20 protein-coding genes are annotated in these 22,900 nt (G+C 71.9%); 11 read left to right on the forward strand and 9 right to left on the reverse strand.

Annotated elements, in window-relative coordinates; genetic code table 11:
* The first annotated feature begins 225 nt into the window (after nucleotides 1-225).
* The 3 genes from ABZW11_RS38965 to ABZW11_RS38975 all read left to right on the forward strand — a co-directional run bounded on the left by ABZW11_RS38965 (nucleotide 226) and on the right by ABZW11_RS38975 (nucleotide 3,926).
* Nucleotides 226-2,265: a spermidine synthase gene (locus ABZW11_RS38965; RefSeq protein ID WP_355428989.1), complete on the forward strand. Its 2,040-nt coding sequence runs from the start codon at nucleotides 226-228 to the stop codon at nucleotides 2,263-2,265.
* Between the two features lie 75 nt (nucleotides 2,266-2,340).
* Entirely contained in the window at nucleotides 2,341-2,718 is a 378-nt protein-coding gene (locus tag ABZW11_RS38970) for a hypothetical protein (protein ID WP_355428992.1), read from the forward strand.
* Nucleotides 2,715-3,926, forward strand: coding sequence for a cytochrome P450 (locus ABZW11_RS38975; protein WP_355428995.1), 1,212 nt, complete (start codon nucleotides 2,715-2,717; stop codon nucleotides 3,924-3,926). The genes ABZW11_RS38970 and ABZW11_RS38975 overlap by 4 nt, the downstream gene beginning before the upstream one ends.
* Nucleotides 3,927-4,016: 90 nt before the next feature.
* Here the strand turns inward: ABZW11_RS38975 and ABZW11_RS38980 are convergent, their stop codons facing one another.
* Nucleotides 4,017-5,366 (reverse strand): LCP family protein, encoded by a 1,350-nt coding sequence (locus ABZW11_RS38980; RefSeq protein WP_355428998.1) that lies wholly within the window; start codon nucleotides 5,364-5,366, stop codon nucleotides 4,017-4,019.
* Between the two features lie 809 nt (nucleotides 5,367-6,175).
* Nucleotides 6,176-7,162, reverse strand: a complete 987-nt coding sequence (locus tag ABZW11_RS38985) for a neutral zinc metallopeptidase (protein WP_355429001.1) — start codon at nucleotides 7,160-7,162, stop codon at nucleotides 6,176-6,178.
* 580 nt (nucleotides 7,163-7,742) lie between these two features.
* On the opposite strand from ABZW11_RS38985, the gene ABZW11_RS38990 reads away from it, so the two are divergent.
* Nucleotides 7,743-8,612: a LysR family transcriptional regulator gene (locus ABZW11_RS38990; RefSeq protein WP_355429004.1), complete on the forward strand. Its 870-nt coding sequence runs from the start codon at nucleotides 7,743-7,745 to the stop codon at nucleotides 8,610-8,612.
* A gap of 391 nt (nucleotides 8,613-9,003) precedes the next feature.
* Here ABZW11_RS38990 and ABZW11_RS38995 read toward each other — a convergent pair whose 3' ends face one another.
* The gene (locus ABZW11_RS38995) at nucleotides 9,004-10,350 is read right to left on the reverse strand and encodes an ATP-binding protein (protein WP_355429006.1); all 1,347 of its coding nucleotides are present in this window, start codon (nucleotides 10,348-10,350) and stop codon (nucleotides 9,004-9,006) included.
* Nucleotides 10,343-11,017, reverse strand: coding sequence for a response regulator transcription factor (locus ABZW11_RS39000; RefSeq protein ID WP_355429009.1), 675 nt, complete (start codon nucleotides 11,015-11,017; stop codon nucleotides 10,343-10,345). Before ABZW11_RS39000 ends, ABZW11_RS38995 begins: the two co-directional genes overlap by 8 nt.
* 145 nt (nucleotides 11,018-11,162) lie before the next feature.
* On the opposite strand from ABZW11_RS39000, the gene ABZW11_RS39005 reads away from it, so the two are divergent.
* From ABZW11_RS39005 to ABZW11_RS39015, 3 genes are read left to right on the forward strand one after another with little or no spacing between them, the layout of a single operon-like run.
* Nucleotides 11,163-12,407, forward strand: a complete 1,245-nt coding sequence (locus ABZW11_RS39005) for a DUF2092 domain-containing protein (protein ID WP_355429011.1) — start codon at nucleotides 11,163-11,165, stop codon at nucleotides 12,405-12,407.
* An 8-nt stretch (nucleotides 12,408-12,415) separates the two neighbouring features.
* Nucleotides 12,416-13,381 (forward strand): ABC transporter ATP-binding protein, encoded by a 966-nt coding sequence (locus tag ABZW11_RS39010; protein WP_355429014.1) that lies wholly within the window; start codon nucleotides 12,416-12,418, stop codon nucleotides 13,379-13,381.
* Nucleotides 13,368-14,489: an ABC transporter permease subunit gene (locus tag ABZW11_RS39015; RefSeq protein ID WP_355429017.1), complete on the forward strand. Its 1,122-nt coding sequence runs from the start codon at nucleotides 13,368-13,370 to the stop codon at nucleotides 14,487-14,489. Before ABZW11_RS39010 ends, ABZW11_RS39015 begins: the two co-directional genes overlap by 14 nt.
* Nucleotides 14,490-14,540: 51 nt before the next feature.
* Here ABZW11_RS39015 and ABZW11_RS39020 read toward each other — a convergent pair whose 3' ends face one another.
* Both ABZW11_RS39020 and ABZW11_RS39025 read right to left on the reverse strand, forming a co-directional pair.
* Entirely contained in the window at nucleotides 14,541-15,260 is a 720-nt protein-coding gene (locus tag ABZW11_RS39020) for a YcnI family protein (RefSeq protein ID WP_355429020.1), read from the reverse strand.
* A gap of 49 nt (nucleotides 15,261-15,309) precedes the next feature.
* Nucleotides 15,310-15,846: an MFS transporter gene (locus tag ABZW11_RS39025; RefSeq protein WP_355429023.1), complete on the reverse strand. Its 537-nt coding sequence runs from the start codon at nucleotides 15,844-15,846 to the stop codon at nucleotides 15,310-15,312.
* A 119-nt stretch (nucleotides 15,847-15,965) separates the two neighbouring features.
* Between ABZW11_RS39025 and ABZW11_RS39030 the strand changes: the two genes are divergently transcribed.
* The gene (locus ABZW11_RS39030) at nucleotides 15,966-16,448 is read left to right on the forward strand and encodes a hypothetical protein (protein ID WP_355429026.1); all 483 of its coding nucleotides are present in this window, start codon (nucleotides 15,966-15,968) and stop codon (nucleotides 16,446-16,448) included.
* Here the strand turns inward: ABZW11_RS39030 and ABZW11_RS39035 are convergent.
* Genes ABZW11_RS39035 through ABZW11_RS39045 form a run of 3 tightly spaced genes read right to left on the reverse strand, consistent with a single transcriptional unit; the run spans nucleotide 16,442 to nucleotide 18,667 of the window.
* Complete coding sequence (locus ABZW11_RS39035; RefSeq protein WP_355429029.1) at nucleotides 16,442-17,188, reverse strand: ATP-binding cassette domain-containing protein; 747 nt, start codon at nucleotides 17,186-17,188, stop codon at nucleotides 16,442-16,444. The genes ABZW11_RS39030 and ABZW11_RS39035 overlap by 7 nt on opposite strands.
* A gap of 2 nt (nucleotides 17,189-17,190) precedes the next feature.
* The gene (locus tag ABZW11_RS39040) at nucleotides 17,191-17,979 is read right to left on the reverse strand and encodes an ABC-2 family transporter protein (protein ID WP_355429032.1); all 789 of its coding nucleotides are present in this window, start codon (nucleotides 17,977-17,979) and stop codon (nucleotides 17,191-17,193) included.
* The gene (locus ABZW11_RS39045; protein ID WP_355429035.1) at nucleotides 17,972-18,667 is read right to left on the reverse strand and encodes an ABC-2 family transporter protein; all 696 of its coding nucleotides are present in this window, start codon (nucleotides 18,665-18,667) and stop codon (nucleotides 17,972-17,974) included. Before ABZW11_RS39045 ends, ABZW11_RS39040 begins: the two co-directional genes overlap by 8 nt.
* 314 nt (nucleotides 18,668-18,981) lie before the next feature.
* Here ABZW11_RS39045 and ABZW11_RS39050 point away from each other — a divergent pair, with 314 nt between their 5' ends.
* From ABZW11_RS39050 to ABZW11_RS39060, 3 genes are all read left to right on the forward strand, one after another.
* The gene (locus ABZW11_RS39050) at nucleotides 18,982-19,959 is read left to right on the forward strand and encodes an alpha/beta hydrolase (protein WP_355429038.1); all 978 of its coding nucleotides are present in this window, start codon (nucleotides 18,982-18,984) and stop codon (nucleotides 19,957-19,959) included.
* A gap of 93 nt (nucleotides 19,960-20,052) precedes the next feature.
* Nucleotides 20,053-20,889, forward strand: coding sequence for a siderophore-interacting protein (locus tag ABZW11_RS39055; protein ID WP_355429041.1), 837 nt, complete (start codon nucleotides 20,053-20,055; stop codon nucleotides 20,887-20,889).
* A 202-nt stretch (nucleotides 20,890-21,091) separates the two neighbouring features.
* Nucleotides 21,092-22,708: a protein kinase gene (locus tag ABZW11_RS39060; protein ID WP_355429043.1), complete on the forward strand. Its 1,617-nt coding sequence runs from the start codon at nucleotides 21,092-21,094 to the stop codon at nucleotides 22,706-22,708.
* Nucleotides 22,709-22,900 lie beyond the last annotated feature (192 nt).

The raw sequence follows: 22,900 nt of genomic DNA on the forward strand, positions 1-22,900 counted from the left end.
ACTCAGGGTGAGCGGACTCAGGGTGAGCGGACTCAGGGCTAGCGGACTCAGGGTGAGCGGTGAAATGAAACGAAGGCCGTAACATTCCTGCTCCGCCCCATAAGCACCCCAGCCATTCTGCGGCTTTTGACCTGCGCGAACACCGCATACCGAGCATATCCCTAGACATCGCCCCGGCGGCGTCAGGCTTCCGTGTTCCCAGTCCGTTCACTACGGTGAGGGCTTATGACGCTGCAGGCGCAGAAGCCCGTTCACGACGGTGAAAAAGCCCACTGGCTGGCGGTGCGGCCGAGGCTCGTCCTCGCCAGCGCCTTCATGCTCTTCCTCGAACTGGCACTGATCCGGTGGACCGGCTCCAACATCGTCCATCTGAGCTATTTCACCAATTTCGTGCTGCTGGGCTCCTTCCTCGGCATCGGGCTCGGCTTCCTGCGCGTCGGCCGATCACAACGGCAGCCCTACTACTCGCCCGTTGTGCTCGCCCTGCTGGTCATCGTCGTGCTGGCCTTCCCCGTCACGGTGGACAGGAACACCGAGGGCGTCCTCTACTGGACGAGCCTGTCCACCAGCGGCCCGCCCGCCTGGGCGATCCTGCCGGTCATCTTCTGCGCCGCCGCGGTCATCCTCATGGGCCCCGCCGAGCTCGTCGGCCGGTGCTTCCCCGAGCTGCCCCGCCTCGAGGCCTACCGCTACGACCTCATCGGCAGCCTCACCGGCATCGCGGTCTTCACGCTGCTGTCGTTCGTCAGTGCGCCGCCCGTCTTCTGGGGGCTGATCGCGGCCGGCTGCTACGCCGTGCTGCTCGTGCCCAAGCCGCCCGCGCTCTACGCGGGCCTCGTCGTCGTGCCCGCCGTGGCCGTCGTCGGGCTGCTGCTGGCCGAGACCCTCACCGCCGGCGCCATCTGGTCGCCCTACTACAAGGTCACCACCAAGCAGCTCGTGCAGCTCGGCATCCCCGTCACCGACATCGCCGTCAACGGCATCCCGCACCAGCAGGCCGTGCCCGCCGCCGCCCGCCTGCAGTGGGAGGCCCAGTACGGGCTCCCGTACGAGCGCACCACCAAGCCGCCGAAGGACGTGCTCATCGTCGGCGCGGGCAGCGGCACCGACGTGGCCATCGCGCTGTCCAAGGGCGCCACCCGCGTCGACGCCGTCGAGATCGACCCCAAGCTGCGTGAGCTGGGCGGCTCCACCCACCCCGACCGCCCCTACGACGACCCGCGCGTGACCACGCACGTCACCGACGGCCGCGCCTTCCTGGAGCGCAGCGGCGACCGCTACGACCTGATCCTCTTCGCGCTGCCCGACTCGCTCACCCTCGTCTCCGGCGCCAGCTCGCTGCGGCTGGAGAGCTACCTGTTCACCGAAGAGGCCATGCGGGCCGCCCTCGCCCACCTCAAGCCGGGCGGCACGTTCTCGATGTACAACTACTACCGCGAGAGCTGGCTCGTCGACCGCCTGGCCGCCACCATGCAGCGGGCCTTCGGCCACCGGCCGTGCGTCGACGTCGTCAGCACCGCCGGCCAGCAGGCCGTCATCACCGCGGGGGTGACCGCCGCCGACCAGCGCTGCGCGAGCGAGTGGCCGGGCGCCGCGCCCGGCACGCCCGAGCCCGCCGGCGACGACCGGCCGTTCCTCTACCTCAAGGACGCCACGATCCCGCCGATCTACGTCATCACGCTCGGCCTGATCCTCATCGTCAGCCTCCTCGCCGTGCGCGCCGTGGCGGGGCCGTACCGGCGGATGCGGCCGTACGCCGACCTGTTCCTGCTCGGCGTCGGCTTCATGCTGCTGGAGACCAAGAGCGTCACCGGGTTCGCGCTGCTGTTCGGCACCACGTGGGTGGTCAACGCGATCGTCTTCGCCGGCGTGCTCGTCGCGGTGCTCGCGGCCGTCGAGGTGACCCGCCGCTTCCGCACCCCGCCGCTGCCCGTCATGTACGCCGTGCTCTTCGCCGGCCTGCTGCTGGCCTGGCTGGTGCCCAACGAATGGCTGCTGGCGCTGCCGGTGCCGCTGCGCGCGGTGGCCGCCGTCACGGTGGCGTTCCTGCCGATCTTCGCCGCGAACGTGGTCTTCGCCAAGCGCTTCGCCGACACCGCCGACGCCACCACGTCCTTCGGCGCGAACCTGCTGGGCGCCATGGTCGGCGGCTGCCTCGAATACGTCGCGCTCGTCGTCGGCTACAAGGGCCTGCTCATCGTGGCCGCCGTGCTCTACCTCGGGGCTCTCGCGCTGCTGCCGCGCCGTAACTCCGTCACCGCCTGACAATCACCGGACGGCGTTTCTGCTTTTCCTTGACAGGTGGTCGGAGGAATGGCTTGCTTTATCGTGAAATGCGAGGTGAGGTGGAGGTATCAGCCTGGCCGTGACGTCGCCGCCTTCGACGGGGCACCCGGCGGCACCCTGCCCGTGTACGGCGCCGTCGCCGACCGCCTCGGGACGCCCATCGACGCCCGCTTCCGCTCGGCCTGCTTCGTGCCGTCGGTGAGCGCCGTCGCCCTGCAGTACGACCCGGTGGAGTGGCCGGTGGACCTGTACACGGACATCACCTCGCTGTCGCCCGAGCACAGCCAGCTCGACGACTACCACTGCGACGCCCACAACACCGAACACGGCCAGGTGACCGGCGCACTGGCCGACTGGATCCTGGGCCAGCTCGGCAAGCAGGCCCGTCCGGCGGCAGGATGGGGAGGTACCTCGACCCGGGGAGCCGCATGATCGAGCGACGACCGACATCCGAGGCGCCGGAGAGCTGGGCGTCGATGCCAGATCCGTACCCGGCCTATGCCCGGTTGCGGGAGGAGGGGGCGCCGCGGCTCGTGCGGTTGCGCAGCGGTCTGTACGGGTGGCTCGTCACCCGGTACGACGACGCCCGCGCCGCGCTGGCCGACCCCCGGCTGAGCAAGGACCCCCGTAACGCGCCCCGCGACTGGCAGGAGGCGGGGCGCGGCCGGCCGCTCGAAGACCGGTCAGGGCTGGGCACCCACCTGCTCACCACCGACCCGCCCGAGCACACCCGCCTGCGCCGCCTGGTCTCCCGCTACTTCACCGCCCGGCGGCTGGGCGGCCTGCGCGAGGGCATCGAGGCCCAGGCCCGCACCCTCGCCCTCGGCCTGACCCCGGGGGACGACCTGGTCGCCGGCTTCGCCTCACCGCTGCAGGCGGGCGTCATCTGCGACGTGCTCGGGATCCCTCCGGGAGACCGTACGGACTTCCGGAGGTGGACGACGGCCGTGGTGTCGTCCGAGCCGGGGGAACGGGAGGCCAGGCCGGCCGCGATGCGGGAGCTGGCCGCGTACGCGCGCGAACTGGTGGCCGCCAAGCTCAGAGAGCCGGGCGACGACGTGATCGGCGCGGTCGCCGCCGCGGCCATGGACTGTGACCGGATGAGCGAGGACGAGCTGCTGTCGATGCTGTTCCTGCTGCTCGTCGCCGGCTACGAGACCACCGTCGGGCTCATCGCGCTCGGCACGTACACGCTGCTGCGCCACCCCGACCGGCTGGAGCGGTTGCGCGCACAACCCGGGCTGATGGAGCAGGCCGTGGAGGAGCTGCTCCGCTACGACAGCCCCGTCGAGCTGGCCACCTGGCGTTTCGCGCTGGAGCCCGTGGAGCTGGGCGGCGTACGCCTGGCACCCGGCCGGCCCATCCTGGTGGCCCTGGCCGCCGCCAACCGCGACCCGCACCGCTTCGCCTGTCCCGACCTGCCCGACCTGACCCGCGACGACAACCCCCACCTCAGCTTCGGCCACGGCCCGCACCACTGCCTCGGCGCCCAGCTCGCCCGCCTGGTGGCCCGCGCCGCCCTGACCGAGATCGTCGGCCTGCCCGGCCTCGCCCTGGCCGTCCCCCCGGAGAATCTCCGCTGGCGCAGCAGCATCACCGTCCGCGGCCCCCGCACCCTCCCCGTCACCTTCACCCGCTGAGCGGAAGGGCGCGAACCTCCCACCGCCCGACTCACCGGCCGACCTACCGCCCGACCCACCGCCGATCGGCCTCGGTGGCCGGGTGGTGGGTCAGAGGCCGCAGAGGTCGTCGATGGACTGGGCGCCCTTCTGGGGGTTCTTGGTGGGGGTCTGGGTGGGGGTCTGGGTGGGGGACATGGCGCGCGTACGCGTCGGGCTGGGGCGGGTGCCGCTGGGGGAGGCGGAGACGTTCGCGGTCTGGGCGCGGCGGGCCGGGCGCATCGAGTCGGCGATCGCCTTCCTGGTGGCCTGGCGGATCTTGGCCCAGTCGGGACGTCCGGAGTAGAACTCCGGCGGCACGAACTGCAGGCTGGTGATCTTGGCGTTCTTGACCTTGAGCCCCAGCTCGACCAGCGGCTGCACCAGGTGGCGCGGGATGTTGGTCTGCGCCAGCCGCTTGGCCGCGCTGGCGATCTTCTCGAACCTGGTGAGGATCACGGTCGGGGTGGCCTGCTGGGCGAAGGCGCCGATGACGCAGCGCTGGCGGGCCATCCGGGAGAAGTCGTCGCTGCCGACGCGCGAGCGGCCGTACCAGAGGGCCTCCTCGCCGCTCAGCTTCCGGTAGCCGGCCTTGATGGTGCCGGCGGTGCCGTACAGGCCGCCCCACTTGACGTCCTGCTCGACCCGGATCTTCAGCCCGCCGATGGCGTCCACGAGGTCGGCGAAGCCGTACATGTTCATCAGCATGTAGTAGTCGATCTTCAGGCCAAGCGTGTAGCCGATGGCGTCCATCAGGGCGCGGGGGCCCTTGTTGCGGCCGCCCATGAGCTGCGGGTTGTCGTTGGCGTACTGCCAGACCTCGTTGAGCAGGCCGCCGTTCGGCAGCTCGGCCATGAAGCCGTTCGGGAACTGCTTGTGCAGCGGCGAGCCGGCCGGGAAGCGGACGTGCTGGAGGTTGCGCGGCAGGCTGAACAGGACGGTGGCGCCGGTCTTCAGATCGACGCTGGCCACGTTCATGCTGTCGGTACGCAGACCCGTACGGTTGCCCGCCGCGTCACCGCCGATCAGCAGGAAGTTCACCCGATCCTTGTCGCCCCACGGGTTCTCGGGGTCCTTGGCGGCGACGGGCACGTCGGCGTCCGGGTGCGAGGGGAAGATGGCCCCGATGGAGTCGCGGGCGGCGACCACGTAGTTGGCGGTCAGCGCGAACGGCGACATCACCGCCACGCACAGCACGCCCACCACGATGCCGGTCAGCACCTGGCCCTGCTGCGGCAGCCGGCTGGGCCCGAGCGCGATGTACGAGGTCACCAGCAGCGCGAACCACGCCAGCGCGAACACGGCGGCGAGCACGATCACCGTGCCCATCGCGCCGTCGTTGGTCAGGAACGTCGCGTTCGACAGGTCCCCGGCCACGCTCAGGCCGTAGGCGAGCAGGGCGAGCAGCAGCACCGCGTACACGCTGATCAGTACGAGCCCGGTACGGCGATGCCCGGCCCGCAGGTGAGCGGCGCCGGGCAGGATGGCGGAGAGAGCGGTCCAGCCGAGGAAGGAGGCGGGGGTCAGCGGCTTGGCGAAGCGCGGCGCGGCGGATCCGGCGCCGGGCTTACGGCCGGGACGGCCCTTCTTGCCGGAGGGACGGCTCGCGCCGGGACGCGTCCCCGACGGAGCGCCGGCGGGGCTTCCCGCCCGACCCTTGGACCCCTGCCCCGCACCTTCCGAGCGATTCCGGGAACCAGAGGGAGCCGCCGAGCGATTCCGGGAGCCGGACGGGGCCTCCGAGCGGTTCCGGGAGCCGGAGGGGGCCTCCGAGCGGTTCCGGGAGCCGGACGGGGCCTCCGAGCGGCCTCGGGCTCCGGCAGGACCCTCCGAGCGGCTTCCAGGCCCCGCGCCTTCCGAGCGGCTCCTGGAGCCCGAGCGGGTGGCCGGCCGGCCGGAGGCGGACTGGGACGACCGGGGCTGGGACGACCCGGATCCGGCCGCCCCCGGCCCGGACGAGCGCGACGGAGCCGGGCCCGCCACGTGCTTGTCCTGGCTCGCCGCCCCCGGCTCCCCCTTGCCGCTCGTGCGCGACCGTCGCTGGGGGCGCCGTTTCCTGCCTTCTGGCACGGTGTCTTCCCCATCGCGATTGCTCACACCCGGCTCCTTTGACCGCCTACCAGGCAAAACTGACGTTTGCCCCCCGTTGGGCACAAGGTTGCCAGGATTCTAGTCCCCATATCTGGACAACCGAGACATGTGCTCAACCTGAGATGAACGTCAGAGGGCCGTCAGGAGACGGTCGAGGAGGGCGCCATCCACGTGTTGCACTGGTATGCCTTGCTCTTCTCCCACCCCTGGCGGAACCAGCGATTGTTGTTCACAGGTTTGCCATGGTCCGGCGGCCGGCCCGGGTAGTCGCCCACCTGTCCGTAGAACCAGTAGAGCCGGCTCCGGTTGGCCGTGCTGACCGGGTACGACGCCGCCACCGACCGCATCCACATGGCCCCGAAACAGGTGGCCTGCAGCTCAAGCCGCCGGCTGAGCGCGAGCTTGGTGTTCTGGCTGCTGGAGTCGAGGGTCTGGCGCCACCAGGAGTCCATCAGGCCGGTGATGTTCTGGACGTGGTGCCCGTACTCGTGGGCCATCATGCTGATGATGGCGCCGTGCCAGTTCAGGAGCTGGCCGTAGCCCATCGACCTGCCGTTCCCCCTGGCCATGGCCGAGGTGGAGGCATAGATCGTGTTGTTGCGCGGGCAGTAGTACGGCACGATGTTGCCCGGCTGCGGATAGTCGCCGCACGCGCCGCGCCCGCGTCCGGCCACGATGGCCCAGCGCGGCGCACTGAACCGGATGCCCTGCTTCTCCAGGATCGACTCCCACGCCCGGTCCATGCACTTCCCGGTCTTCAGGATCAGCGCCTTGGTCTGGCTGTGGTTGTAGATGTTGACGTTCCCGCTGCGGCAGTTCAGGCGCGGCAGGATGCCGGCCTTGTACATCGTGTTGTTCTTCAGGCTCGTGTCGAGCTGCACCTGGGCGGGCGGCGTGACCGTGGTGTCGGGCCGCTCCGTCGGCTCCCTGCTGGTGGTGGGCCGCTCCGACGGCGGGTCCGAGCGGTCGTACGAGGGTTCCTCGGACGGCTCGTACGTCGGGATCGCCACCGGCCTCGTCGTCTCCGTGCTCGACTTCCCGCCGAGCAGCACCGCGCCCACCACGATCAGCACGAACAGCGCCGCCAGCGACCCGAACACCACGCCGAGCACGCCCCCCACGCCCATGCCCTGCTTCTTGGGCGGCGGCCGGTGCCACTGCTGCGGAGGCATCGGGGGCGGTGGCGGGAGCGGGGGCGGTGGGGGAGGAGGAGGCGGCTGCTGCCGGTACGGTTGCTGACCGTACGGCGGCTGCTGCATCGGCTGAGGCACCGGCTGAGGCACCGGCTGCGTGTAGGGCCGCGTAGGAGGCGGCGCCTGCGGCGGCGCAGGGGGCTGCTGCGGATGCGCCTGAGGGTACTGCCGGGGCGGCGGAGCCTGCTGCGGGTACGGGCTGCCCTGCGGCGGCGGCTGCCGGTAGCCCGGCGGCGGCCAGGGCCGCGAGGGTGGCCTCTGGGGCTGCCCTGGCCCTTGAGGCGGGGGTGGATAATGCCCGTTCCCTGTCAACCTGTCTCCCCGTTCAGCTGGATGTCTGCATTGCCATGGTTTGTCGCACGGCTTGCCGGACCCTTGCCAAATTTGGGGCAAAAGCATACTGACGTATCACCCGTCACGGATGTAGCAGCGCTCGGTTACAGTCCGAAATCATTCGAGGTGATCTCCGCTATCTCCCGGTCCCGACGGCGGGCGGTGTCCTAGCTTCTTTGGCATGAATCTCCAGCAGCTCCGCTATGTGGTCGCGACTGCGGAGCACCGCACCATGACCGATGCGGCCAGATCGCTCTATATCGCGCAGCCTGCGCTGTCCCGCGCGATCCGCGATCTCGAGCGGGAGCTCGGCATGACGCTCTTCGCTCGTTCCGGACGCGGGGTGGTCGTCACCGCGCAGGGACGCCGGGTGGTCAAGCTGGCCCAGGAGGCACTCGACGCCGTTCACGAGATCGAGGGCCTGGCCAACCAGGGTACGGTCACCGAGGCGGAGCTCCGCATCGCCGCCACCCCCAGCCTCGAGCCCGGCCTCGCAGGGCGGTTGTTGCCCGCCTACGCGGCCGAGCATCCGGGCGTACGCGTCCACATCGTGCGCTGCGACGGCCGTGACGGCGTCGTCAGCGCCATCCGGGATCAGCGCGCCGACCTGGGTCTCACCGACCTGCCGGTGCCCACTGATCTCATCACCCATCCACTCGAACGCCAGGAGATCGTCCTGATCTCCCCGCCGGGGCTCGAACTTCCCAACCCGGTGCCCATGGGCAGGCTGCACGGCATGCGGCTGGCCCTGCCCGCACGGGGAAGCCTGCGCCGCAGGGAGCTCGACGCGATGTTCGGCAAGTACGCGGTCACCCCGGTGGTCGTGGTCGAGACCGACGAACGCAACGGCTGGCTCAACGCCGTACGCGCCGGGCAGGCCTCCCTGCTGTGGTACCGCGGCATGGCCGAGCAGGCCGCACGCGCGGGCCTGGTGGTGCGTTCGCTCGAACCCGCGGTGCGTCGCGTCATCGCCGTCGTGCACGCCCGCCGCCGTCTCCCGCTCATCGCGCAGGACTTCCTGACGACCGCGGAGAAAGGAACCGCCGCCTGACACACGCATCTGGAACGATCCATTTCCGCCTGACGAGCCACGCCGCACCGGTGACGCCGCCCGCCCCTGAGGTGACGGCACCACGACAGCGGCAGCCCTGTCAGCGGACGATCCCCACCCCCTGAATCCCGGAACTCCCGGAACCCCCTGCTGATCCCCGCGAGGACGTCATACGCGCATGCTCCGGCGGCATGCGCGGATCCTGATCCGTGCTCAGGAACGCCCTCGGATCGCAGCACGGGCACGGGCGAGGAAGCGGGCGCCGCCATGGAGGCGGCGCTCGGGACGAGCCCGGCGAGCCGGTCGCGTGCCGCACGCATGACCCGTGCGTAACACGTGGAGCCCCGCGTTGAGAAGGGCCCCGGCCCCTCATGCGCACCAACGGGTATGGCTAGCGGGCCGGCGGCAGCGAGACGACCGCCCGCAGCCCCGGTGACGCGTCCTCCAGCCGGACGGTCCCGCCGTGCGCCCGCACGGTCTCCCGGACGATCGCGAGGCCGAGCCCGGCCCCGCCCTCGTCGCGGCTGCGGCCGGTGTCGAGCCGGGTGAACCGGTTGAAGACGCGTTCGCGGTCCTGCTCGGGGATGCCGGGGCCGTCGTCGGTGACGGTCAGGACGCCGTCGCGGCTCAGCGCCACCTCGACCTTGGAGGTGGTGTGGCGCACGGCGTTGTCCATGAGGTTCGTCAGCACCCGGCTCAGGTCGAGGGCGTCGCCGGTCACCACGACCGGCTCGCAGGCGGCCAGCCGGGCCTCGGGATAGCGGTCGACGGTCTGGCGTACGACCTCGTCGAGGTCCACCGGCTCGCGCCGGGCCGGCACGCCGCCGCGCTCGTCGAGCCTGGCCAGCGCCAGCAGGTCCTCGGCCAGCCGGGACAGCCGCAGGGTGTCCTCCAGGACGCCCTCGGCGGTCTCCTGCCAGTGCTGGCCGTCGGGGTGGCCGAGCGCCACTTCCAGCTGCAGCCGGATGCTGGCCAGCGGGCTGCGCAGCTCGTGGGCGGCGTCGGAGACCAGCGCCCGCTGGCGCTGCTCGGCCTCCTCCAGCCGGGCCAGCATGTCGTTGAGCGTGGTGGCCAGCGAGTGCACCTCGTCACGCGACTGCGGCACCGGCAGCCGCCTCGACCGCGCGGTGTGCGTGATCTCCGCGGCGCCCCTGCGCAGCGCGGTGATGGGCCGCAGCGTACGGCCGATCATCAGCCAGCTGGCCACCGCCAGCAGCACGATCAGCGCGGGGGTGCCGACGAACAGCACGCGCCCGGCCGTGGCCAGGCTGGTCTGGATCTCGCCGATCGGCCTGGCCGCCACCACGGTCTGCCCGTGGTCCGCGCTGAGCACGACGACGCGCAGGAACCCGGGCATCGCGTACGGCCGCCCGTCCAGCAGCGCCGCCTGCCCGCTCGCCAGCACCTTGGCCCTGGAGGGCGCGTCGAGCAGCGGGACCAGCCGGTCGGTGCCGTACGTGACGTGCGTGATCCGCCCTCGCGCGTCGATGACCTGCACGATCGTGCCGTCGTGCGTGGTGATGGGGCTGGTCAGCGTGCCCGCGTCGGCCGCCACCCGCACGGCCTGCGCATGCTGCGTGGTCGTGTCGTCGACGGTGGAGATCAGCGCCCGGTCCAGCACGCTGAGCAGCACCGACGCCGACAGCGCGAGGGCCAGCGCGAGCACCGCCGCGGCCGCGGCCGTGAGCCGGAAACGCAGCCCCTGCCGCCGCCACCAGACCAGCGGCGACTCAGCCACCGTCGCCCGCCAGCCGGTAGCCCGCGCCGCGCACGGTCTGCAGCGCGTTCCTGCCGAATGGGGCGTCGATCTTGCGGCGGAGGTAGCCGACGTAGACCTCGACCACGTTGGGATCGGTGTCGAAGGTGTCCCACACGTGTTCCAGGATCTCCGACTTCGACACCACCTCGTCCCGCCGCCGCATCAGGTACTCCAGCAGCGCGAACTCCCTGGGCGTCAGCTCGACCGCCTGCTGCCCCCGCTCCACCCTGCGCCTGGCCGGGTCCAGCGACAGGTCGCCGGCCAGCAGCACCGACGGCCGCCGCCCGGCGTCGCGCCGCATCAGCGCCCGCAGCCTGGCCACCAGCACCACGTACGAGAACGGCTTGGTCAGGTAGTCGTCGGCCCCCAGGTCGAGCCCGTCGGCCATGTCGTACTCGCCGTCCTTGGCCGAGAGCATCAGGATCGGCACCCAGTTCTCCTCCGCGCGCAGCTGCTTGCACACGTTGTAGCCGGACAGCCTGGGCAGCATGATGTCGAGCACGACCACGTCGTAGTCGCCCTGCCTGGCCGCGTGCAGCCCCTCCTCGCCGTCGTGCGCGAGGTCGACGGCGAACCCCTCGGCCTGCAGCCCGCGCTGGAGCGCGGCGGCCATCCGGCGCTCGTCCTCGACGACAAGTACTCTCATGTGGCGATTCTCCCGTTCCTGCGCTGAGACGACGCTGAGAAGGCTGAGAGCCGTCTCAGACTGTCTCAGGTCCACCACAGGATCGGTGACGCAGGCTCTGAGCATCGACATACCGTTAAGGAGTGAGATGCGAAGAGGCACGTTCGTGAGGTGGGGGGTCCCGGTCGCGGCGGTCGCCGTGATCGGAGCCGCGATCGGCGCCGGCCCCGTCATCGCCGCGGTGAGCGGCGAACCCGTGCTCCCCGAGCGCTCGGCCGAGCAGCTGCTCGCCGGCGCCGTGGCGGCCACGCACAAGGAGGGCGGCATCCCGCCCATGTCGGGCACCGTGCAGCAGACGGCCTCGCTCGGCATCCCCGCGCTGCCGGCGGCCGGCGGCTCCTCGCCGCTGAGCCTGCTGTCGGGCTCGCACGAGGTCAAGGTCTGGTACGGCGCCGCCGGCAAGCTGCGCGTGGCCATGCCGACCCAGCTCAACGAGACCAACCTGGTCATCAACGGCGGCCAGGCGTGGTACTGGGACAGCGCCACCAACACCGCCACCAAGCTGAAGATCAAGGAGGGCACCCCCGAGCGGCCCGCCACGCCCGTCCCGCAGCAGACCGACCTGACGCCGCAGCAGCTGGCCCAGCGGTTGCTGGACGCGGCCGGCGAGCACACCGCGATCCGGGTGATCAACACGGCGGAGGTGGCCGGTCGCCCGGTCTACCAGCTCGTGCTCGCGCCCAAGGAGGAGGGCTCGCTGGTGCAGGAGGTGCGCATCGCCCTCGACGGCGAGACGTACGTCCCGCTCCAGGTGCAGGTCTACGCCAAGGGCTCGGCCGAGCCCGCGTACCAGGTGGGCTTCACCCAGGTGACGTTCACGCCGCCGGCGGCCGAGAACTTCACCTTCACCCCGCCCGCGGGCGCGAAGGTCGAGGAGCAGGAGGTCGGCTTCGAGAACGGCAAGGACCAGCGGGCCGAGCACGCCGAGCACGCCGAGCACGCCGAGCACGCCGAGCACGCCGAGCACATGGAGGACGTCGCGGGCGACGCGAAGGTCGTCGGCGAGGGCTGGGCGACGGTGGCGGTGCTGCCGTTCGACGCCGACACCTTGGCCAAGGACGCTGCCAAGGACGCCGCTGAGGACGCCGCTGAGGACGCCGCCGAGGACGCCGCGAAGGCTCCCGGGAGCGAGTCGGGCGAGCAGCACGGTCCTGGCGGGTTCGGCTCCGACGCCGACCCGCAGGCGCTGATCGACGGCGTGCTGCGGAGCGCCACCCCGGTGAGCGGCACGTGGGGCTCCGGCAAGCTGATCAAGACGAAGCTCGTCACCGCCCTGCTGACCGACGACGGCCGCCTGCTGGTCGGCGCGGTCACCCCGGAGGAGATCACCAAGGCGGCGGGCCTCAAGTGACCGCGGTCATGCACGAAGCGGGGGCGCCCTCCGGGGCGGCCCCGCCCTCCGGGGCGGACGCGGCGATCGTGACCCGGGGGCTCACCAAGCGTTTCAAGGGCGGCCAGGTCGCCGTGGACGCCCTCGACCTGACCGTGCCGCGCGGCTCGGTGTTCGGCTTCCTCGGGCCCAACGGCTCGGGCAAGACCACCACCATCCGCATGCTGCTCGGCCTCGTGGCGCCCACCTCGGGCGCGCACACCGTGCTCGGGATGCCGCCCGTGCAGGCGCTGCCCAGGGTCGGGGCGGTGGTCGAAGGGCCGGCCTTCTACCCGTACCTGTCGGGGGCCGCCAACCTCATGCGCTTCGACGCGGCCGACCCGACCGCGCCGCGCGCCACCGCCCGGCGGCGGGTCGCCGACGCGCTGGACCGGGTCGGGCTGTCCGCCGCGGCCGGCAAGCGCTACCGCACCTACTCGCTCGGCATGCGCCAGCGCCTCGCCATCGCCGCCGCCCTGCTCGGGCCGCGCGAGCTGCTCGTGCTCGACGAGCCCACCAACGGGCTCGACCCGCAGGGCACCCGCGAGGTGCGCGCGCTGGTCAAGGAGATCGCCGCCGACGGCACCACGGTGTTCGTCTCCTCCCATCTGCTGGCCGAGGTCGAGCAGATGTGCACGCATGCGGCGATCATGCGTACCGGGCGGCTGGTGGCGCAGGGCACGATCGCCTCGCTCAGCGCCGGGCTCGCCGTCCGCATCCAGATCGAGACGCCGGACGCGGCGGGGGCCGCGCGGGTGCTCGACCGGCTCGGGCTCATCGACGTGCGGGACGAGGGCGCGCAGGTCACCGCGGAGCTGGGCGGGCACGCGCCGGAGCGGGTCAACGCCGCCCTGGTCGAGGACGGCATCGCCGTACGGGGGCTGGCCGTCGTACGGCCGAGCCTGGAGGACGTGTTCGTGGGACTGACAGGGGAGGGCTTCGATGTCGACGGCTGAGAACGGAGGACCGGCCGGCACATCCACACTGGGCGGCCGCGCCCGCCGCACCCCCGGCCTGGTCCCGGTGACCGAAACCCTGCGCACCACCGACCGCACCACCCCTGGGCCGGATGGGGCCGTAGGGCTGGATGGCGTCGTCGGGCCGACGGGGGCCACCGGTGCCTGGGCTGGGGCCACCGCGTCCAACGCCGCCCCTGCCGGCGCCACGGTCGGTGGCGAGGATTGGGTGGCCGAGCGCGGTGCTGGGAGGGCCACTGCCGCCACGGGGGCGGCTGGGGCGGGGCGCGCCATCGGGGCGTTCTGGCGGTTGCTGGGGTCTGAGCTGGGGTTGACCTTCAGGCGGCCGCGAAATCTGGTGATCCTCGCCGTGCTGGCCGTCGTGCCGGTCGTCATCGGGGTCACGCTCCGGGTGGTCGGCGGCGGCGACGAGGGCATGGGCGGCATCGTGCAGGATGTCGCGGGGAACAGCCTGATGCTGACGTTCCTGTCGTTCTCGTTCCTGACGCTGCTGCTGATGCCGGTGGCCGTGAGCGTCGTGGCGGGGGACGCGATCGCGGGGGAGGCGGGGGCCGGCACCTTGCGGTACCTGCTGGCCGCGCCCGCGGGGCGCACTCGGCTGCTGATGGTCAAGTTTCTCAACGCGGCCGTCTACTCCTACGCCGTGACCGCCGTGGTGGCGCTGTCGGCGCTGGTGACGGGGCTGCTGTTGTTCCCGGCGGGGCCGGTGACGCTGCTGTCGGGGACCACCATCAGCATGGCCGAGGGGCTGCTGCGGATCGCCATCTGCGTCGGGTACGTCGGCGCCGGGATGGCCGCGCTGGCCGCGGTCGCGCTGGCGCTGTCGGTGTTCACCGAGGTCTCCATCGGCGCCATCGCCGGCACGATGGTGCTCATCATCGTCTGCCAGGTGCTGCGCGCGATCCCCGAGCTGGACGCGGTCGCGCCCTATCTGCTGCCGACCAGGTTCACCGACTTCGACGCGGTGCTGCGCAGCCCCATCGACGTGGCCGCGCTGCGCGACGGGCTGCTGGCGTTCGGGGCGTACATCCTGCTGTTCGGGTCGATCGCCTGGGCGCGCTTCTCGGGCAAGGACATCACCTCCTGAGCCGGCGCGGCGCTCCGGGAGAGCCTCCCGGAGCGCCGCAGGCTCAAGAAGTCAGGCGGAGAGGCGGCGGCGCAGGCCGAGGAAGCCGACCACGAGGCCGATCACGCCGACCACCAGCCCGGCCCCGCCGAGCAGCCGCGCCGTCCCGTCGGACGACGACCCGGACGCGGCCACCGGCGCCACCGACGGCGTGGCGGCGGCGGGAGCGGTCGCGGCGGTCGTGGCGGCCGGGCCGTTCGCGGCGGCGGGCGTCAGCTTGAGCAGCGGCGCCGGGTGCTCGGCCTCGGAGCCGTCCGCCTTCGGCGCCTCCGACCAGTCGACGACCTCACCGTTCGAGTACGTCTGCTTCGTCGGGAACATCAGCGAGTCGACGCCCTCGGGCAGCTTGCCCATGGACACCTCGAACTCCTGGAACTGCCCGGGCTCGACCTTGCCCCCGGACCAGACGACCTTGGTGACGGCCTCGTCCAGCTCGCCGTACTCGGTCGTGACCGGCTTGGGCAGCTTGCCCTCGGTGACCTTGACGTCCCACCCGGGCACCGGCTTGACCGACACGAACGCCAGCGGATGGTCGGTGGGGAAGGACACCTCGATCTTGGTGGTCGAGGCGTTGTCGCGCTCGTTCGGCACCCGGAAGGCGACCTTGGTGAATCCGCCCTGCTCGGCCGAGCCGGGCTGGATGGTGACGTGGGCCAGCGCGGGCAGGGCCAGGCCGGCGGTGAGCGCGGTGGCGGCGGCGAGCACGGTGACAGAACGGCGTACGAAGGACATGCGGGAACTCCACTTGGTATCGGGGGGATGAACAGGGGCAGTCGGACGATCAGGCGGGAAGTGGAGGACCGCGCCTGGCCACGCTGTGCCGGAAGGCTGGGCGCAGCGCGATGACCCTGGTGACGACGCGCGGCGCGCACCGCGGCCGCAGCGGCGGTGCGGGCGGGACGAGCAGCGTGAGCCGGCGGCCGAGCCGGTGCAGCACCGACCACAGCGCGGCCTCGCCGCGCGCCAGCCACAGCCCCGTGATGACGGTCGCCGTCAGGTGCGTGAGCAGCATGCCCGCGTTGACGGCGAGCCCGCCCTGCGCGTGCCCGTGCACGGACACGTAGGAGGCGCCCCCGCCGGCGAACAGCTCGTGCAGCCCGATCTGCGCCCCGGCCAGCGTGAGGTTGATCGTGCCCGCCGAGCGTTCCCTGCCGCACAGCGCCAGCCCCAGCAGGAAGACCCCGGCGAGGCCGAGCGCCGCGGCCCATGGAGCCGGCGCGGAACCGCCGCCGAGCACGTGGGCGAACGCGGCCAGCGCCACGCAGACGGCGGCGAAGGCGGCCGTCCGCGCCAACCTCAACGGGAGTTGCGCACGCATGGGTGTGCTCATGGTCTCACGGGGCAAGGTCTGGTGAGACCTCCGATTCCAAGCTGCCCAATGGCTGGGCCGAAAATGGCATTTGTCGCTAGGGTCGTGCCGACCACGTCGACATAGAGGTGAGAACGTTGCGGCACTTAGCTGGATTGCTCGTCGGTTTGGTGGTGACGGCGGCCGTGCTCGGAGGCGGCGGGTGGGCGGTGCGGCACGCGCTCGACGTGGCGGCGGCGACCACGGCCGACGAGAAGACGATGTGGATCGCCCTGAGCTCGATGGCCGCCGTGGGGCTGGTCGTCGGTCTCGTGACCGCGGGCCGCATCTCGCCGCTCGCGACGTTCGTGCCGTCGATGGTGCTGCTGGCCTGGACGGTCGTGTACGCGCTCGACGTCGACAGGGCGCTCTCCCTCATCCCCGCCGGGCAGTCGGTGAACCAGATCGTGCTCGAAGCAGGAGCGGGCGCCAAGACGCTGCTGACCAGCGGCGTGTACGCGCTGCTCGGCGTCGCCCTGTTCATCCCCGTGCTGATGCCGTCGCGCTGGTCCCGTCGCCAGGACGACCTGGACGACGACTACGAGACCAGCCCCGAGGGCGGCTACTACTGACCCGCGCCCGTGTAGAGGCGCGTGACGACGTCCTCCAGTGACGACTGGCCGGGCGCGGTGGCCATCAGGTCGTCGAGCGTCCCGTCGAAGGCCAGCCGCCCGTGATCGATGAGCATCACCCGCCGGCACAACCGTTCGATGTCGCCCAGATCGTGCGTGGTCAGCAGCACGGTCGTGCCGCGCTCGGCGTTCAGCCGCAGCAGGAAGTCACGGATGCCGGCCTTGCTGACCACGTCGAGCCCGATCGTCGGCTCGTCGAGCACCAGCACGTCGGGCGCGTGCAGCAGCGCCGCCGCGAGGTCGCCGCGCATGCGCTGGCCCAGGCTGAGCTGGCGCACCGGCGTGCCCAGGAACGCGCCCAGGTCGAGCGTCTCGGTCAGCTCGGCCAGCCGGGCGCGGAACGCCGTGCGATCTACCCTGTAAAGGTGCCGGATCAGCTCGAAGCTGTCCTTCAGCGGCAGGTCCCACCACAGCGTCGTGCGCTGCCCGAACACCACGCCGATGCGCCGCGCCAGCGTCGTACGCCGCCGCGACGGCTCAAGCCCGGCCACCCGGACGGTGCCCGAGGTGGGGGTGAGGATGCCGCAGAGCATCTTGATCGTGGTGGACTTGCCCGCGCCGTTGGGCCCGAGGTAGCCGACGAACTCGCCGGCCGACACGGTGAACGACAGGTCGCGTACGGCGTGCACGACGTTCTTGCGCACCTTGAACGAGCGCCCGGCCCGATCGAGTTCGATCATCGTCAACTCCCCGTGGATCGGTAGTGGCGGACGCCCTGCCGCCAGGCCAGCGCGGCCAGCAGGGCGAGGGCCAGCGCGGCGGCCGGCCCGATGAAACGCATGAACTCGGGTGTGCCGAGGGGGTCGGCGCGGCCCAGCACGTACAGGCCCGGCTGCCAGTTGACGAACGCGAGCGGCAGCACGTACGTCACGCCCGCCACCAGGTCGCGGGCGTAGATGCTGAGCGGATACTGGTTGAGCTGCTGGCTGCCGTAGGTGAAGGCGTTGACCACCTCGGGCGCGTCGGTCAGCACGAACTGCAGGGCGCCGGCCAGCGTCCACAGCGCCGCGAAGATGACGATGCCGGTGACCACCATGACGGGGATCATCCAGACCCGCCGCACGTCGACGCCGAGCGCGGCGATCGCGTAGCCGAGCACCAGGGCGGCCTGCAGGATGCGGCCGATCCTGGTGGCGTTGAAGCGGTCGGTGGCCAGTTGCAGCCACGCGCCGACCGGCCTGATCAGGATCGTGTCGAGGGTGCCGGCCTTGATGTGCTGGCTGACCCGGTCGAGGTTGCTGACGAACGTGTCGCAGATCGTGAAGGAGAGGCTCGCGGCGCCGTACAGGAACAGCACCTCGTCGCGGGAGAAGCCGGCGAGGCTGGTGGTGTTGGCGAAGACGACCAGGATGACGCCCACATCGATCGCGGCCGTGACGAAGCCGAGCAGGGTCATCATGGCGAACGAGGCGGGGTAGGCCGCGGCGGCGCGGGTCCACGTCCAGATGAGCAGCAGGTACGTCCTAACCACCCTGGATCACCACCTTGTGGCGGATCGCCCGGGTGCCGAGCGCGCCGAGTCCGAGCAGGACGGCCGCCCAGAACGCCTGGAAGGCCAGCGCCTGCGCGGGGTCGGTCTTGCCGAGATAGAGGTCGGCGGGCACCTGCACCATGGCGGCCCAGGGGAGCGCGGCGGCGATGTCGCCGAGCAGGCCGGGGAAGAGGTGCAGCGGCACCATCATCCCGGAGAAGAAGGTCATCAGGACCATCGACAGCACGGCGACGCCGCGGTCGTCGAGGAGCCAGCAGACCGACAGGGCGAGCAGGTAGCGCCAGGCGAAGCTGGCGACGACGGCGATGGACAGGCCCGTCAGCACCACGGCCCAGCGTCCGGCGTCGGTGGGGACCTTGATGCCGAACAGGGCCGCGCCGAGCAGCATCGGCGGGGTGCCGCGGACGAGGAACAGGTAGGAGGCCCTGCCGAGGTCCTCGGCGAGCGACCACAGTTGCAGGGACGCCGGGCGGACGAGGTCGAGCGCGATGTCGCCGCTGCGGATGCGCTCGGGAATGGCCAGGCCGCCGCCGAAGAGCTGCATGGGCGCGATGAACGCCTGGGTGAGGAAGCAGAAGGTGACGGCGTCGGTCACGTCGTAGCCGGCCAGCCCGGGGCGGGCCTGCCAGAGCGCGATGAGGATGTAGGCGCGCAGGACGCCGAACACGCTGTTGGTGAAGGCGCCGGCGAGTGCGGCCCAGACGTAGGTGGCGTGCTTGCGGAAGCCGTACCGGACGAGCCGGGCGTAGAGCGGGAAGGTTTGGCACCTCCGGGGAGTGAGGGCACGGTGACGGTCCGTGCCTGGACCCGCGCACGGGTCTGTGGTCGGGGAAGCACGGAATTATCCGTTGCGGCGGCGCGGGCGCGCAACGCGTTTTCTGTCCTCGGACGCCGGGCCGAAATGTTCCGGTAAGAGATGAGTTACTTACTGGCCGGTAGGAACGCGATCTCCAGGGAAGGACTTCCTTGGAGGGTCACACAATGCGGATCGACACGGACGTGGTTCCCGACTACCCCCTGAGCTGGCAGGCCCGCGCGCTCACCGGCCTGATGTGGGGCACCGTCAAACCGGTCTCCAGCCTGCTCATGCGCCATCCGCTCGCGCTGGCCGGCGCCGCGCGGCTGGGCGAGCTCGGACGGGTCGTGCGGGTGCCGTGTCCCGAGCACGTCGCGCTCGCGCCCGCGGCGTTCTCGGCGTGCGGCGGCGAGTGGGTGCGCGCGGGGGAGGGGCTCGACGAGCGCAAGATGGTGCTCTACTTCCACGGGGGCGGCTATTTCTCGTGCTCGCCGCGTACGCACCGGTCCATCACCTGGCGGCTGTCGGCGGCGGCCAGGCGTCCCGTGCTCGCGCTCGACTACCGCCAGGGGCCGGTGCACAAACTGGCCGACTCGCTGACCGACGCCCTCGACGCCTACGACTGCGTGCTGCGCCAGGGGTACGCGCCCGAGGACGTCGTGCTGGCGGGCGACTCTGCGGGCGGTCACCTGACGCTGGCGACGCTGCTGGCGCTGCGCGACGCGGAGCGCCCGCTGCCCGCCGCGGCGATCTGCCTGTCGCCGTGGGCCGACCTGACCGACATCCCGCGCAGGGAGAACCGCTGGCAGGACCCGATACTGCCGGCCGGGCGGGTGCGCTGGCTGGCCCGCCGCTGGACCTCGGGGCTCGACCCGTGGGACCCGCTGGTCTCGCCGGTGCACGGGGACTTCACGGGGCTGCCGCCGCTGATGATCGTGACGGGGTCGACGGAGGTGCTGCGCGACGAGGCGCGCAGGGTGGCCGCGCGGGCGCGTGAGTCGGGGGTGCCCGTGCGGTACGAGGAGTGGCCCAGGATGCCGCACGTCTTCCCGATCCTGGCCGACGTGCTGCCTGAGGCGCGGCAGGCGTTCCGCCACATGGCGCGCTTCCTGAAGGAGGTGGCGACGACGGGGTCCGCCACGGGGGGCACGGCGGCGGCCTGATTTTTACCCGTCCTCTTTGGGGGCAATGGCATACGCGGAGAAAAGAGAGCAGTGTAAGGTTAGGTATACCTAACTTGCTCAGGGGGACAGCTCATGCCGGATAACAGGGTCGACCATCACCGGGGGATCGTCCAGCGCACCGAGCGCATCTCGCGTCACATGGTGCGCGTCGTCGTGGGGGGCGAAGGGCTTGCGCACTTCTCGACCGACGGGTGCACCGACCACTACGTCAAGCTCGTGTTCCCGTACGAGGACGTCGACTATCCGCGCCCGTTCAGCATGAAGACCTGCCGCGAGACGATGCCGCGCGAGCACTGGCCGCGGCTGCGCACCTACACCGTGCGCGCGTGGGACCCCGACGCGCTTGAGCTCACCCTCGACTTCGTCGTGCACGGCGACGAGGGCCTGGCCGGTCCCTGGGCCGCGCAGGCCACGCCCGGCGACGAGCTGATCATGCTGGGCCCCGGCGGCGGCTACGCGCCCGACCCCCACGCCGCCTGGCACCTCCTGGTGGGCGACGAGAGCGCGCTGCCGGCCATCGCCGCCGCGCTGGAGGCGCTGCCCGAGGGCGCGCCCGCGCACGTGTTCGTCGAGGTGGACGCCCCCGAGGACGAGCTGAAGCTGGAGACCGCCGCCGACGCCCACATCACCTGGCTCTACCGGGGCGGCCGGCCGGTGGGCGAGCTGCTGGTCACGGCCGTGCGGGCGCTGGAGTTCCCGGGGGGTGACGTGCACGCGTTCGTGCACGGCGAGGCCGGGTTCGTCAAGGAGCTGCGCCGCTTCCTGCGGCTGGAGCGGGGCATCGGCCTCGACCGGCTGTCGATCTCCGGCTACTGGCGGCTCGGCGTGGACGACGAGGCGTGGCGCGCGGTCAAGAGCGACTGGAACCGCCAGGTCGAGGCCGAGGAGGCGGCGGCCATCGCGTCCTGACCCCCGGGGTGCGCTGTGCCACTTCCGACCGCAATGTCACTGCATTTACTCACCTAGAGGCTACGACCGCCTTACCTCCAATACCCCTTATGTAAGACATGCGGAAAGCCCCCGCGGATGCCGCCACAGTGTGCTGTGCCAGGACACCGATCAGGGGAAGGCGGCCCGGATGGCGCGTGGTGCGAGCGGCATGCCTCCCGGCGTGCGACCGCTTACGGTGGGGGACCCGGTCATCATCGGCCGCTACCTGCTGCTCGGCCGCCTGGGAACGGGCGGGATGGGGATCGTCTATCTGGCCGAACACCCGCAAGGTGGCCTGGTCGCCCTCAAAACCCCGCATCCGGTGCATCTCAACGATGCCACGTTACGGGCCCGCTTCGCAGAGGAAGTCGCTTTCTCCCGCAGATTGCCGCCCTTCTGCACGGCCGCCGTCATCGAGGACGGCACCGAGGGGGAGCGCCCCTACCTCGTCACCGAGTACATCCCCGGCCCCGCGCTCTCCCAGGTCGTCCTGGCCGGCGGGCCGCTCACGCCCGACCTCGCGTACGGCGTCGCGCTCGGCGCCGCCGCCGCGCTGGTGGCCGTGCACGAGGCCGGTCTCGTGCATCGCGACCTCAAGCCGGCGAACGTGCTGCTGTCCCCCGAGGGGCCGCGGGTCATCGACTTCGGCATCGCCCGCGACGTGGACGTCTCCGCCGCGCACACCCAGGCCGGGCAGGTCATGGGCAGCCCGGGGTGGGTCGCGCCCGAGCGGCTGACCGGCGGGTCCGCGCTGCCCGCGTCCGACGTCTTCGCCTGGGGCTGCGTGGTGGCCTTCGCCGCCACCGGGCACCACCCGTTCGGCGGCGGCGACGACGACATGATCACCCGACGCATCCTCTTCGAGCCGCCCCGCCTCGACGGCGTCCCCGCGCTGCTGCGCCCGGCCGTCGCCGCCGCCCTGGCCAAGGACCCCGCGGCACGCCCTGACTCCACCGCCCTGCTCCGTGCGCTGCTGGCGAGCGGCGGCGTCGGCGCCCCCTGGGACCTGCGCCAGGCGGTGGCCGAGGTGCTCTCCAAGATCTGGACCCCGCTCCCGCACCGCCTCGGGGACGACCACTCAGCAGGCAGCGGTCCTGCCGCCCAGCTGGACGGAGGTGGGCCGGCTCGACTCACCGGCGGGGGCGAGCCGGCCCTGACCCCGGTCGGGGACGGGCTCGCGGGGCCGACGGCCGGGGTGGACCGTTCCCGGCCGGCCCGGCGCGGCCGGCGGGCCCGGCAGCGCGCGCACCTCGGTCACGCGGGCTTCGCCGCGCTGGCGACCGTCTCCATCGCGGCGGTCACCGTCATCGCGGCCGCCGGCGGCGACGGCAGGAGCGCCGAGGGCGGCGCGCTGCCGCCCGGCGACCTGCCCGCCATGGTGCGGACCTCGGGCAGCGCCCACTCCACCATCAGGCCCACCGCGTCGGCCGGGCGCGGTGTGCCGGTCGTGCGCCCGGCGACGACGGCTCCGCCGCCGGGCACGTCCACGGTGATCGTCACGCAGACCATGACGAAGGGGCCGGTCAGAACGCTCACGCCGTCCTCCGGCAGCCCGTTCAGGCAACCTCGCACCCGCACCCGCACCTTCGGCCCCGGCGGCCGGGACGGCGGCGGCGACGGAGGCGGCGCCGACGAGCCGCAGACCTGCACGGGCCCTGGCCGCCGCCCGGTCCCTCGCCGCGCCTGCCCCACTCCGTCGGTCTCGATCAGCGCCATCCCTCAGGACGGTCCCGGCGAGTCGGAAAACCCGTCCCCAACCCCCTCGGAGACCCCGGCGACCAGCACTCCCACGCCGTGATGGTGCAGAGGTGAGGGCCGCGCCGGTGGTGGGGCCGGCGCGGCCCGGTCGCCGGGGAACCGTCCCATGCCCTAGGACGTGTGCCGGCGAGCCTGTGCGGGGATGCTCCTATTGATGTCAAGCGCTGGTTTCATGATCGGTTCTGGTGATGATCTGGTAGAGCTCGCGGGCGATGTAGCGTTTGAGGCAGCG

Origin of the sequence: Nonomuraea sp. NPDC004580 (genome assembly GCF_040609855.1) — a bacterium.
GTDB lineage: Bacteria > Actinomycetota > Actinomycetes > Streptosporangiales > Streptosporangiaceae > Nonomuraea > Nonomuraea salmonea.